13 protein-coding genes are annotated in these 12,873 nt (G+C 70.4%); 12 read left to right on the plus strand and 1 reads right to left on the minus strand.

What is annotated here, in order from left to right:
• The first annotated feature begins 3 nt into the window (after window positions 1-3).
• Entirely contained in the window at window positions 4-972 is a 969-nt protein-coding gene (locus tag H5965_RS03375; RefSeq protein WP_310967829.1) for a YncE family protein, read from the plus strand.
• Between the two features lie 39 nt (window positions 973-1,011).
• Window positions 1,012-1,887 (plus strand): LLM class F420-dependent oxidoreductase, encoded by an 876-nt coding sequence (locus tag H5965_RS03380; protein WP_310967830.1) that lies wholly within the window; start codon window positions 1,012-1,014, stop codon window positions 1,885-1,887.
• Window positions 1,888-1,927: 40 nt separating this feature from the next.
• On the opposite strand, the gene H5965_RS03385 is transcribed toward H5965_RS03380, so the two are convergent.
• Window positions 1,928-2,296, minus strand: coding sequence for a YrdB family protein (locus H5965_RS03385; protein WP_310967831.1), 369 nt, complete (start codon window positions 2,294-2,296; stop codon window positions 1,928-1,930).
• 198 nt (window positions 2,297-2,494) lie between these two features.
• On the opposite strand from H5965_RS03385, the gene H5965_RS03390 reads away from it, so the two are divergent.
• The 10 genes from H5965_RS03390 to H5965_RS03435 are packed head-to-tail and all read left to right on the plus strand — an operon-like array spanning window position 2,495 to window position 12,803.
• Window positions 2,495-3,727 carry a class I SAM-dependent methyltransferase gene (locus H5965_RS03390; RefSeq protein WP_310967832.1) on the plus strand — a complete coding sequence of 411 codons (1,233 nt, stop codon included), beginning with the start codon at window positions 2,495-2,497 and terminating at the stop codon, window positions 3,725-3,727.
• A 1-nt stretch (window position 3,728) separates the two neighbouring features.
• The gene (locus H5965_RS03395) at window positions 3,729-4,520 is read left to right on the plus strand and encodes a sugar phosphate nucleotidyltransferase (protein WP_310967833.1); all 792 of its coding nucleotides are present in this window, start codon (window positions 3,729-3,731) and stop codon (window positions 4,518-4,520) included.
• Window positions 4,517-5,164, plus strand: a complete 648-nt coding sequence (locus H5965_RS03400) for a PIG-L deacetylase family protein (protein ID WP_310967834.1) — start codon at window positions 4,517-4,519, stop codon at window positions 5,162-5,164. The genes H5965_RS03395 and H5965_RS03400 overlap by 4 nt, the downstream gene beginning before the upstream one ends.
• A 5-nt stretch (window positions 5,165-5,169) precedes the next feature.
• A complete protein-coding gene (locus tag H5965_RS03405; protein WP_310967835.1) occupies window positions 5,170-6,189 on the plus strand; it encodes an SDR family oxidoreductase in 1,020 nt (339 codons plus the stop codon).
• Window positions 6,189-7,469 (plus strand): DUF4910 domain-containing protein, encoded by a 1,281-nt coding sequence (locus tag H5965_RS03410; protein ID WP_310967836.1) that lies wholly within the window; start codon window positions 6,189-6,191, stop codon window positions 7,467-7,469. The genes H5965_RS03405 and H5965_RS03410 overlap by 1 nt, the downstream gene beginning before the upstream one ends.
• Window positions 7,470-7,474: 5 nt before the next feature.
• Window positions 7,475-8,800, plus strand: a complete 1,326-nt coding sequence (locus H5965_RS03415; protein WP_310967837.1) for a hypothetical protein — start codon at window positions 7,475-7,477, stop codon at window positions 8,798-8,800.
• A gap of 7 nt (window positions 8,801-8,807) precedes the next feature.
• Window positions 8,808-9,752 (plus strand): glycosyltransferase family 2 protein, encoded by a 945-nt coding sequence (locus H5965_RS03420; protein WP_310967838.1) that lies wholly within the window; start codon window positions 8,808-8,810, stop codon window positions 9,750-9,752.
• Window positions 9,749-10,933 (plus strand): polysaccharide pyruvyl transferase family protein, encoded by a 1,185-nt coding sequence (locus tag H5965_RS03425; RefSeq protein ID WP_310967839.1) that lies wholly within the window; start codon window positions 9,749-9,751, stop codon window positions 10,931-10,933. The genes H5965_RS03420 and H5965_RS03425 overlap by 4 nt, the downstream gene beginning before the upstream one ends.
• Window positions 10,930-11,478: a dTDP-4-dehydrorhamnose 3,5-epimerase gene (gene rfbC, locus H5965_RS03430; RefSeq protein WP_310967840.1), complete on the plus strand. Its 549-nt coding sequence runs from the start codon at window positions 10,930-10,932 to the stop codon at window positions 11,476-11,478. Before H5965_RS03425 ends, rfbC begins: the two co-directional genes overlap by 4 nt.
• A gap of 8 nt (window positions 11,479-11,486) precedes the next feature.
• Window positions 11,487-12,803: a glutamate-1-semialdehyde 2,1-aminomutase gene (locus H5965_RS03435; protein WP_310967841.1), complete on the plus strand. Its 1,317-nt coding sequence runs from the start codon at window positions 11,487-11,489 to the stop codon at window positions 12,801-12,803.
• Window positions 12,804-12,873 lie beyond the last annotated feature (70 nt).

The following is a 12,873-nucleotide window of genomic DNA, read 5'->3' on the forward strand; positions in this document are numbered from 1 at the left end:
CCGATGGGCGGTGCGCGGCTACCCCGGCGAGCACTGTTCGCCCTGGTCACGGCGGGTGCCGGCGCCCTCGTCCTGCCCGGGACGGCCCGCGCGGAGGACGTCCGGTCCCTCGACCTCGGCGGGGCGCCGGCCAGGGTCGCGGTGAACCCGGTCACCGGCCTCGGGTACGTCACCGACGCCCAGGCCGGGACGGTCTCCGTGGTGGATCCGCGCCGGGTGTCGGTCGTCGACGTGATCCACGTCGGCGGCGAGCCCGGCGACGTCGCGGCCGACCCGGCGGCCGGCCGGATCTACGTCGCGAACCCGCCGGCGGGCACGGTCGTGGTGCTGGACAGCCGGACGCACGACCTGGTGAGCGTGATCGGCGCGGGCGCCGGCGCGTCGGCGCTGGCGGTCGACGAGGAGGCCAACCGCGTCTACGCGGCCAGCGGCACCACCGGCACGCTCGCCGTGCTCGACGGCGTCAGCTGCACGCTCGCCGCGCTCGTGCCGGGCCCGAAGCCGGGCTTCGCCGGGATCGGCGTCGACTCCGGCCGCAAGCTGGCCTACTGCGCGAGCACCGCCTCCGATTCGGTCGAGGTCTTCTCGATCGACAGCGGGCGGTTCGTCGCCTCGGTGCAGGTCGGGCGCAACCCGACCGGCGTCGCCGTGCACCAGGCGAGCGGCACGGTCTACGTCGCGAACTCCGGCATCCACCACATGTCCATTGTGGACGCCGCGACCCGCACCGAGCGCAAGACCGTGCTGCTGCGCAGCGAATCCTCCGCGCTGGCCGTGCACCAGGGCACGAACACGGTGTACACGAACGGCGGCCAGAACGGCCTCACCCGCGTCGACGGCACGGCGGGCACGCTGAGCGGCGAGCTGTCACTGGGCGTCAACCCCGGCGACGTCGCGGTCGACCAGCGGTCACGCACCGTGTGGGTCACCGACCCCCTGCACGGGCGCCTCTTCCTGGTCCGCGACTTCTGACCGCCACCTGGGGCGACTCCAGGTATACGGTCGGCGGACATGGAACTCGGACTGCAGATCCCCGACTTCACCTGGCCGAACGGGGCGTCCGCGCTGGGCGCCGACCTGGCCGCCGTCGTCCGCGCCGCCGACCGGGCCGGCTTCGGCTCCATCGCCGTGATGGACCACTTCTTCCAGATCGGCGGCGTCGGCCCGACCGAAAACGACATGCTCGAGGCGTACACGACCCTCGGCTTCATCGCGGCGCACACCGAGCGCGCCAAGCTGCTCACCGTCGTCACCGGGGTCCTCTACCGGCACCCCGGCCTGCTGGCCAAGGCGATCACGACGCTGGACGTGCTCTCCGGCGGCCGCGCGATCCTCGGCATCGGCGCGGGCTGGAACGAGGAGGAGTCCCGCGGGCTCGGCTTCCCGTTCCCGTCCGTGGCCGAGCGCTTCGAGCTGCTGGAGGAGAACCTCCAGTACGTGCTGCAGATGTGGGCCGACGGTGACGCGCCGTTCAAGAGCAAGCACTTCGACGCCGAACGGCTGCTGAACGTTCCCCAGGCGCTGTCGGAGCCGCGGCCGCCGATCATGATCGGCGGCGGCGGGGAGAAGAAGACGCTGCGGCTGGTCGCGAAGTACGCCGACCAGTGCAACCTGTTCAACGGGCCGGAGCTGGAGCGCAAGCTCGACGTGCTGCGGCAGCACTGCGAGAACGAGGGCCGCGACTACGACTCGATCACCAAGACCGTCTACCACATCCTCGACATCGGCGAGAACGGTGAGAAATCCGGCGAGCTGCTGGCCGAGCTGGAGCGGCTGAACGGCCTGGGCATCCACGTGGCGCTGGGCATGGTCCCGCACGTCCACCGGCCGGAGATCCTGGAGAAGTTCGCCACCGACGTCATCCCGGCGGCGGCGAAGATCTCCTGACCGTCGTCCTGAGCCCTCTCCGCCACCCGGCGGGGAGGGCTCAGCCGTCCTTGGCGACGACCCGGGTGAGGGCCGCGACGCCGATCCCGGTCACCGCCACCACGATCCCGGTGATCAGCCAGCCCACCAGCGCGAGCACCACGCCGGTGACCCCGAAGAGGGCGAATTCCAGCAGGAAGCGGGCCGGTTCCGGCAGGCGGCGGCGCGCCCGCGGCGCCAGGAAGAGACCCCAGAGCGCGGCGGCCGCCACCGGCAGCAGGACCGCGTCGACGATCGCCAGCGCGACCCCGCTGCCGAGCTGGGTGCCGGCCAGGGCCAGCCCGCCCAGCAGCATCAGCTCGGTGAGGAAGCGGGCCGTCAGCACCACGCCCGTGAACCCGCTCAGGCGGGGGGTGGATTCCGAGGTCATCCGGCCAGCCTAGGAGCACGTCCACTGTGGACGTTACGGGTCCGGCCGGGTACGGTTCGTGATTCCGGCCACAGTCCGGCCGTTCAGGTTGCGGTTCCGAATCGGTCCACCAGCGGCTCCCGCGTCGCTGTAACGACCTCCCGGCGCCGGTCGACGTGTTGGGTGCACATCGCGACCGCGAGCCAAGGAGCCTGGTAGATGACCACATGTCGACTCTGCGGTTCGACAAATACGGCCAGTGTCGTCGACCTCGGCGCGACTCCCCCGTGTGAGCGATTTTTGCCGGCGGAGCAGCTCGACGAACCGGAAGCCACCTTCCCGCTGCACCTGAAGGTCTGCACCGACTGCTGGCTCGCCCAGATCCCGCCGCTGATCGACCCCGACGACACCTTCACCGAGTACGCGTACTTCTCGTCCTTCTCGACGTCGTGGGTCGAGCACGCGAAGCGGTTCGTCGACGGCGCGGTCGAGCGGCTCGGGCTCGGCGAGAAGTCGTTCGTCGTCGAGGTGGCGAGCAACGACGGGTACCTGCTCCAGCACGTCGTCGGGCACGGGATCCGGTGTCTGGGCGTGGAACCTTCGGTGAACGTCGGGCAGGCGGCGCGCGACGCCGGCGTGCCCACCCTGACGGCCTTCCTCTCCGAGGAAACCGGCCTGAAGGTGCGCGAGGAGCACGGGCCGGCGGACCTCGTCGCCGCGAACAACGTCTACGCGCACATCCCCGACGTCCTCGGCTTCACGAAGGGCCTGCGGGCGCTCGTCGCCGACGACGGCTGGGTCTCCATCGAGGTCCAGCACCTGCTCACGCTGATCGAAAAGAACCAGTACGACACGATCTACCACGAGCACTTCCAGTACTACACGGTCGAATCCGCGCGCCGCGCCCTCGCGACCGGCGGGCTGACCGTGGTCGACGTCGAGCTGCTGCCGACGCACGGCGGGTCGATCCGGCTTTGGGCGCGCCCCGACGGTGTCGCGGGCGAGCCCAGCGAGCGGATGACCGACGTGCTGGAGCGCGAAAAGGCCGCCGGGCTGCACGAGCTGTCCGGGTACACCGAGTTCGCCGAGCGCGTCACCCGCGTGCGGCTGGACCTGCTGAAGTTCCTCATCGAGGCGCGCAACGACGGGAAGACCGTCGTCGGCTACGGCGCCCCGGGCAAGGGCAACACCCTGCTGAACCACTGCGGCATCCGGACGGACCTGCTGCAGTACACGGTCGACCGCAACCCGTACAAGCACGGGCGCTTCACCCCGGGCACGCGCATCCCGGTGCTGCCCCCGGAACGGATCGACGCGGACCGGCCGGACTACGTGCTCGTCCTCCCGTGGAACCTCCGGGAGGAACTGACCGAACAGCTCTCCCACATCGGGTCCTGGGGCGGCAAGCTCGTGTTCCCGATCCCCCACCTGGAAATCGTCGAGGTGCAGTGAAGTGAAGGTCGTCCTCTTCTGCGGTGGCTACGGGATGCGGATGCGCAACGGCGCGGCCGACGACGTCCCGAAGCCGATGGCGATGGTCGGTCCGAGACCGCTCATCTGGCACGTCATGCGGTACTACGCGCATTTCGGCCACACCGAATTCATCCTGTGCCTCGGCTACGGCGCGGCGCACATCAAGAACTTCTTCCTGTCCTACGAGGAAACGATTTCGAACGATTTCATCCTCCGGGGCGGCAAGGCCGAGCTGCTTTCGACCGACATCGCGGACTGGACGATCACCTTCGTGCAGACCGGGATCGAGTCGCCGATCGGCGAGCGGCTGCGGCGGGTGCGTGACCACCTCGACGGCGACGAGATGTTCCTCGCGAACTACGCCGACGTCCTGTCCGACGTGCCGCTGCCCGAGATGATCGAGCGCTTCGAGAAGTCGGACGCGGGCGCGTCGATGATGGTCGTCCCGCCGCAGTCGTCGTTCCACTGCGTCGAAATGGACGAAGGCGGCATGGTCGGCTCGATCACCGCGGTGAGCGAAATGCCGCTGTGGGAGAACGGCGGCTACTTCGTGCTGCGGCAGGACGTGTTCGACCACATTCCCGAGAACGGCGACCTGGTCGCCGACGGCTGCGCCGAGCTGGCCAAGCAGGGCCGCCTGCTGGCCTACCCGTACCGCGGGTTCTGGAAGCCGACCGACACGGTCAAGGAGCGGGCGGCGCTGGACTACGCCTACAGCCACGGCGACCGCCCCTGGGCGCTGTGGGAGCGCCCGGCCGCGAGCACCGCGTGATCGGGCTCCGACCGGATCGGCTCGGCAGCGTCGTCGCACTCGGTGCGCACTGCGACGACATCGCGATCGGCGCCGGCGGCACGCTGCTGACGCTGTGTTCCTCCCGGCCCGGCCTGCGGGTCGACGCCCTGGTCCTCTCCGGCGGCGGCACCGACCGCGAGGACGAGGAGCGGGCCGCGCTGGCGGCGTTCTGCCCCGGCGCGGACGTCGACGTCACGGTGCTGAAGCTGCGGGACGGGCGCTTCCCGGCCCACTGGGAAGAGGCCAAGAACGCCCTCGAAGACCTGCGGCGGCGGACCGACCCGGACGTCATCCTGGCGCCGCGCACCGACGACGCGCACCAGGACCACCGCGGGCTCGCGAAGCTGGTGCCGACGGCGTTCCGCGACCACCTGACGCTCGGCTACGAGATCGTCAAGTGGGACGGCGACCTCGGCCGCCCGTCGGTGTACCAGCCGCTGTCCGACGAGCTCGCGGAGAAGAAGGTCCGGCTGCTGCAGGCGCACTACGCCTCGCAGCGGCACCGGCCCTGGTACGACCGCGAGGCGTTCCTCGGACTGGCCCGGATCCGCGGGATCGAAGCCGCCGCGAAGTACGCCGAAGCGTTTTTCGTCAAGAAACTCACTCTCGATCTGAAGGGCTGAATCCGATGCGGGTGTTGCTGACGGGGCACAAGGGCTACCTGGGGACGGTGATGGCCCCGGTGCTCGCCGCCGCCGGCCACGAAGTCACCGGCCTGGACTCCGGGCTGTTCGAGGACTGCCTGCTCGGGCCCGCCCCCGCCGACCCGGCCGGGCACGTCGTCGACCTGCGGGACGTCACGGCTTCGCACGTCGAAGGCTTCGACGCCGTGATCCACCTGGCCGCGCTGTCGAACGACCCGCTGGGCTCGCTCGCGCCGGAGCTGACCTACGACATCAACCACCACGCGTCGGTGAAGCTCGCGAAGCTGGCGAAGGACGCGGGCGTCAAGCGGTACATCTACGCGTCGACCTGCTCGGTGTACGGCGCGGGCGGCGACAACCTCGTCGACGAGGACGCCCCGCTGCGCCCGGTGACGCCGTACGCGGAGTCGAAGGTGCGTGTCGAGGCCGACGTCCACGAGCTCGCCGACGACGACTTCACGCCGGTGTACATGCGCAACGCGACCGCGTTCGGCTACTCGCCCCGCCTGCGCGGCGACATCGTGCTGAACAACCTGACCGCGCACGCCCACCTGTCCGGCGAGGTGCTGGTGCTCTCGGACGGCACGCCGTGGCGCCCGCTGGTGCACGCCCAGGACATCGCGCGCGCGTTCGCGGCTGCGTTGTCCGCGCCGAAGGAGGCCGTGCACAACAAGGCCTTCAACATCGGCACCGAGGAGAACAACGTCACGGTCGCCGAGATCGCCCAGGAGGTCGTCGAGGCCGTGCCGGGTTCGACGCTGAACATCACCGGCGAGGCGGGCGCCGACCCGCGCTCCTACCGGGTCGACTTCTCGCGCTTCCGCGCGGCGGTCCCCGGCTTCGCCTGCGACTGGTCGGTCAAGGACGGCGCCGTCGAGCTCATCGAGGCCTACCGCAAGTTCGGGCTGACCCGCGAGTCGTTCCAGCAGCTGTTCACCCGGCTGGCCTGGCTGAAGAGCGAGGGCGAAGCCGGCCGCGTCGACACCACCCTGCGGCGGAAGTAGTGGCGGGCCCGCAGCTGCGGACCGGGGCGGAGCTGCACGCCCTGGTCGAGCGGCTGTACCCGATCTGCCGCAGCATCACCGGCGACGGCGTGCGGCAGACCTTGGACATCATCGGCGAGCACATCGCGCTGGAGCGGCACGAGGTCCCGACCGGCACCGCGGTGCTGGACTGGACGATCCCGCAGGAGTGGAACATCCGGGACGCCTACGTCGCCGCGCCTTCGGGTGAGCGCGTGATCGACTTCCAGGAGCTGAACCTGCACGTCGTCGGGTACAGCGTCCCGGTGCGGCAGCGGATGCCGCTGAGCGAGCTGCGGGAGCACCTGCACACGCTGCCGGACCAGCCGTCGTGGGTGCCCTACCGGACCAGCTACTACGCCCCGGCCTGGGGATTCTGCCTCGCCCAGGAGAAGCTCGACGCGCTCCCCGACGGCGAATACGACGTCGTCATCGACTCGACGCTGGCCGACGGCTCGCTGACCTACGCCGAGCACGTCGTGCCCGGCCGCGTCACCGACGAGGTCATCGTGTCCTGCCACGTGTGCCACCCGTCGCTGGCGAACGACAACCTCGCCGGCATCGCGGTGGCCATCTCGCTGGCCCAGCAGCTGGCTCTCTCCCAGCCCCACTACACCTACCGGTTCCTGTTCATGCCGGGCACGATCGGCTCGATCACCTGGCTGGCGCGCAACGCTTCCCGGATCGACAAGGTCCGGCACGGCCTCGTGCTGGCGTGCGCGGGCGACCCGGGGTCGCTGACGTACAAGAAGTCCCGCCGCGACGACGCCGAGATCGACCGCGTCATGCAGCACGTCCTGCGATCGCGGGAGCACCGGGTCGTCGACTTCTCGCCGTACGGCTACGACGAGCGCCAGTTCTGCTCGCCGGGCTTCAACCTCGGCGTCGGCTCCCTGACGCGCACGCCGTACGCGGGCTACCCGGAGTACCACACCTCGGCGGACAACCCGAGCTTTGTGTCGCCCGCGGCCATGGAGGACACCCTCAGCGCGCTTCTCGACGCCTTCGGCGTCCTGGACCGCAACCGCCGGTACGTGAATCTGAGCCCGTACGGCGAGCCCCAGCTCGGCAAGCGCGGGCTGTACGACTCGCTCGGCGGCCGCAGCGACGCCAAGCAGGCCCAGATGGCGATGCTGTGGGTGCTCAACCTCTCCGACGGTTCGCACAGCCTGCTCGACATCGCCGAGCGCGCCGGCCTGCCCTTCGACATCGTCGACGTCGCGGCCCGGGCGCTCCACGACGCCGGCCTGGTCAAGGAGTGAGCGACGTGGCCAACCATCGCCGTACCCCGCGCTCGATCTTCCGGTCGGGCGCGGTTCGCGCGATGGCCGGACGGTTGAGCTGGGGCCTCGGCGACCAGGCCGTGTCCAGCCTGACCAACTTCGCCGTCGGGCTGTACGTGGCCCGCTCGCTCGGCACGTTCGCGTTCGGCATCTTCAGCCTCGCCTGGGTCACCTACGGCGTGGTGCTCAACGTCTCCCGCGGCCTCGCCACCGACCCCCTGATGGTGCGCTTCAGCGCCGTCCCGGAGGACCGGTGGCGGGTCGGGGTGGCGAGCGCGTCCGGCACCGCGATCGGCGTCGGCTGCGCGACCGGCCTGGTCAGTCTCGTGGCCGGCCTGGCCGCGGGCGGCCCGCTCGGCAACGCGTTCGTCGCGCTCGCCGTGGTGCTGCCGGGCCTGCTCCTCCAGGACGCCTGGCGCTTCGCGTTCTTCGCGCGCGGCGCGGGCAAGAAGGCGTTCGTCAACGACTGCGTGTGGGGCGTGGCCCTGATCCCGGCGCTCTACGTCGCCGCCCAGATCCACACGGTGGTCGCGTTCGTGCTGGCCTGGGGCCTGTCCGGCGCGGTCGCGGCCCTGTACGGCGGGTTCCAGACGAGGATCCTCCCGCACCCGCGCGAGATGCTCGGCTGGCTCCGGACGCAGCGCGACCTCAGCGTCCGGTACCTCGTCGAGAACGTCAGCAACAGCGGTGCGTCGCAGCTGCGCGCGTACGGCCTCGGCGCCATCGCCGGGATCACGGCCGTCGGCGCGGTCCGCGGCGCCGAGCAGCTCCTCGGCCCGTTCCTGGCCCTGCTCATGGGGCTGTCCCTGGTCACCGTCGCCGAGGGCGCACGGGTGCTTCAGCGGGCGCCGCACCGGCTGAAGCACTTCTGCATGATCCTCGGCGGCGGCCAAGCGGGCGCCGCCCTGTGCTGGGGCCTCGGCCTGCTCCTCCTCGTGCCCGACAGCGCCGGCCGCTGGGTGATGGGTTCGGTCTGGGACTCGTCGTCCCCGCTGATCCTCCCGGTGACCCTCGCCGTCGTCGGCGCGAGCTTCGCCACGGGCGCGGCCGCCGGCCTGCGCGCCCTCGGCGCGGCCAAGCGGAGCCTGCGCTCGCAGCTGGTCGCGTCCCTGTTCTACGTCACCTTCGGCATCGCCGGCGCGTTCCTCGGCGGCGCGTCCGGGTCCGCGTGGGGCGTCGCGACGGCCACCCTCAGCGGATCCGTCGTCTGGTGGTTCCAGCTGCGGGCCGGGCTGCGCGAGTACGTGCCGCCGGGGGCCGACGAGCCCACCGTGGTGTTCGAGCCGATCAAAGAGCCGATCAAGGAATGAGGACTCCATGACCACCGTCCCGCGGCTGAGCCTCGGCCTCCCGGTGTACAACGGCGAGGAGTACCTCGCCGAGTCGCTGGACGCCCTGCTCGGCCAGACCTACGAAGACTTCGAGCTGATCATCTCGGACAACGCCTCCACCGACGGCACCGACGAGATCTGCCGCCGCTACGCCGAGAAGGACTCGCGGATCCGCTACGTCCGCCAGCCGAAGAACATCGGCGCGACGCCGAACCACAACTTCGTGTTCGACGTCTCCCGCACCGAGCTCTTCAAGTGGGTCTCCCACGACGACCTGTATGCCCGCGACCTGCTCAAGCGGTGCATCGAAGCCCTCGACGAGCGCCCGGACATCATCCTGGCCCACTGCGACCAGGCGATCATCGACGGCGACGGCCGCATCGTCCAGCCGCTGCAGTACACGCTGGACACGGCATCCCCGCACGCGCCGGACCGCTTCCGCAGCATCCTGTTCGAGCCGGGCGGCGACGACTTCTACGGCGTCATCCGCGCCGACGTCCTCCGCCGCGTCAAGCCGCTCGACAGCTACCACCACGCCGACCGGACGTACTCGGCCGAGATGGCCCTGCACGGCCCGTTCCACCAGGTGCCCGAGCTGCTCTACTTCCGCCGCGACCACCCCGGCCGCGCGGAACGGGCCAACCCGACCATCCGGAGCCGGTGCGCGAATCTGGACCCGCGGCGCGCGAACCGGCTCCGGAATCCCACCGTCCGCCTGCTCGGCGAGTACGTGTACGGGTTCGCGGACCTGATCCGCCGCGCGCCGATCTCGGCGGCCGACAAGCGCGAGTGCTTCGGCCACCTCGGCGCCTGGCTGACCAACCGGGCCCGCTCCGGCCACGGCGAGCGCGTCGAGGACCGCGCGCCGACCGCCTCGGACGTCGCCACGGTCAACGAGATCGTGGCCGGCCGGGAAGGCAGGCTCGCGTGAAGCGTCGGCCCCGCGTCGGCGTGTTCGGCCTGCTCGGCTCGGGGAACCTCGGCAACGACGGTTCCCTCGAAGCCGTGCTCGGCTACCTGCGCGCCGAGTACCCGGACGCGGTCCTGACCGGCCTGGTGGGCGGCCCGGACATCGTCCGCGCGCGGTACGGCGTCGACACCACGCCGCTGCACTGGAACCAGGCCGAGTACGAGACGGCGTCCGGCCTCCGGTCGATCGTCCTCAAGGGACTCGGCAAGCTGGTCGACATCGGCCGAACGGCCGCCTGGGTCCGCAAGCAGGACGTCGTCATCGTGCCCGGCATGGGTGTCCTCGAAGCGACGCTTCCGCTGCGTCCGTGGGGTTTCCCGTATTCGCTCTTCCTCCTCTCCGCCACCGGGCGCCTCTTCGGCACCAAGGTGGCCCTCGTCTGCGTGGGTGCGAACCACATCAGCGCGCAGGCGACCCGGACGCTGGTCCGCTGGTCCGGCCGGCTGGCCGCGTACCGCTCCTACCGCGACGACATCTCCCGCGACGCCATGCGCGCCATGGGCGTCGACACGAGTGCCGACCAGGTCTACCCCGACCTCGCGTTCTCCCTCCCCACCCCGGCCGCCGGCGGTAAGCCGGGCACCGTCGGCGTCGGGGTGATGGCCTACTACGGCGGCAACGACGACCGCACCGAGGCCGACCGCATCTACCGCCACTACGTGGACACGATGAACCGTTTCGTCGCCTGGCTCGTTGACCAGGGCAGACCCGTCCGGCTGTTCATCGGTGATCAGATCGACCGGCAGGTCGTCGACGAGATCATCGAGAAGACCGCTTCCCCGCTGGTGACGGCGGCTCCGGCGGAGACCCTGGACGAGCTGATGCACGAGATGGCCGCGGTGGACAGCGTGGTGGCCACGCGCTACCACAACGTGCTCTGCGCCCTGAAGGTCGCGAAACCGACCGTGGCGATCGGCTACGCGCCGAAGAACGACGTCCTCATGGCGGAGATGGGCCTCGACGGCTTCACCCAGCGGGCGAAGACCGTCGCCTTCGACCGGCTCGTCGAGCAGTTCACCGAACTCGAGAACCGCTCGGCCGAACTGCGCCAGACGCTCCAGGAACGGAACGAGATGAACGCCCAGCGGCTCAAGGACCAGTTCGCCGCCCTTTCGGCGGCCCTCTTCGGGGGTGCGCGATGAAGGCGATTCCGGTGCCCGAGATCGACGGTGCGTATCTGTTCGAACCCACCCCGCACGCGGACCAGCGCGGCTTCTTCAGCCGGACGTTCGACCGCGACGTCGTCGCCTCGGTGGGAATCGACCCGGACGGCTTCGTCCAGGACAGTCTTTCCCGTTCGCGCAAAGGCGTGGTCCGCGGGATGCACCTGCGTGGCGGGGCCGGCGAGGCGAAGCTGGTGCGGTGTTCCCACGGCGCCATCTTCGACGTCGTCGTGGATCTCCGACCGGATTCGCCGACGTTCCGGAATGTGAAAACCTTCGAACTTTCCGGTGATACCCAGGTTTCTTTGTACATCCCCGCGGGCTGCGCACACGGATTCCAGTCACTCACCGATCCCTCTGACGTTTCGTACCGTATCGATCGGGCGCACGATCCTGAAGAGGACATTACGATTTCGTACAAAGACCCTGAATTGGACATTTCGTGGCCACTGTCGGTCACAATGGTCAGTGACCGGGACGAACGGGCGCCCTCTCTCGGAGAGGCGTTGAAACCAACGAGGTGAACCACGACATGGGAACGAACCTGCCCCGCTCCACGACGGCGAACGAGCGGCTGCACCGGGTCATCCCGGGCGGTGCGCACACCTACGCCAAGGGCTCGGACCAGTATCCCGAAGGGATGGCCCCGGTCATCTCGCACGGCCGCGGCGGCCACGTCTGGGACGTCGACGGGAACGAATACATCGAGTACGGCGCCGGGCTGAGAGCGGTCAGCCTGGGCCACGCCCACCCGCGGGTGATCGAAGCGGTGCGCGGCGAGCTGGAGAAGGGCAGCAACTTCATCCGGCCGTCGATCATCGAGGCCGAGGCCGCCGAGCGGTTCCTCGAGAACGTGCCGACGGCCGACATGGTGAAGTTCACCAAGAACGGCTCGGACGCGACGACGGCCGCGGTCCGGCTGGCCCGCGCGGCCACCGGCCGCCGGCTGGTCGCCAAGTGCGCCGACCACGCCTTCTTCTCCACCGACGACTGGTTCATCGGCACCACGCCGATGAACGCGGGCATCCCGGACGAGACGACGGAAGCGGTGGTGTCCTTCCCGTACGGCGACCTGCAGGCCGCGGAGGAGCTGCTGCAGCGCCACGAGGGCGAGATCGCGTGCATGATCCTGGAGGCGGCCGCGGCGGTCGAACCGCCGCCGGGGTACTTGCAGGGCCTGCGCGAACTCACCACGCGGCACGGCGTCGTCCTGGTCTTCGACGAGATGATCACCGGCTTCCGGTGGTCCGCCCAGGGCGCGCAGGGCCTCTACGGCGTCACGCCCGACCTCTCGACGTTCGGCAAGGCGCTCGGCAACGGCTTCGCGGTGTCGGCGCTGGCGGGCAAGCGGGAGCTGATGGAGATCGGCGGCCTGCGCACCGAGCGGGAGCGGGTGTTCCTGCTCTCCACCACGCACGGCGCGGAGACCCACTCGCTGGCCGCCGCGATGGCGGTCATGGACGTCTACCGCGACGAAGACGTCATCGGGCGCCTGCACGCCCTCGGCGACCGGCTCGCCGCCGGCGTCCGCGAGGTGGCGGCCGGCATCGGCGTCGAGGACCACGTGGTCGTCCGCGGCCGGGCCAGCAACCTGGTCTTCGGCACGCTCGACGAGCAGGGGAAGCCGTCCCAGCCGTACCGGACGCTGTTCCTGCGCGAGCTGATCGGCGGCGGGGTGCTCGGACCGTCCTTCGTGGTCAGCGCCGCGCTCACCGAAGCGGACATCGACAAGACCATCGACGTCGTCGCCCAGGCCTGCACGGTGTACCGGAAGGCCCTCGACGCGAACGACCCGGCGCCGTGGATGGGCGGGCGTCCGGTGCAGCCCGTGTTCCGCAAGTTCGCCTGATCCCCGCACGGACGGGCCGGATTCACCCGTTGGGTCCGATGAGGACACTTGAGGGTGACTGTTTTCCGGC

This window comes from Amycolatopsis sp. 505, from assembly GCF_031625235.1.
GTDB lineage: Bacteria > Actinomycetota > Actinomycetes > Mycobacteriales > Pseudonocardiaceae > Amycolatopsis.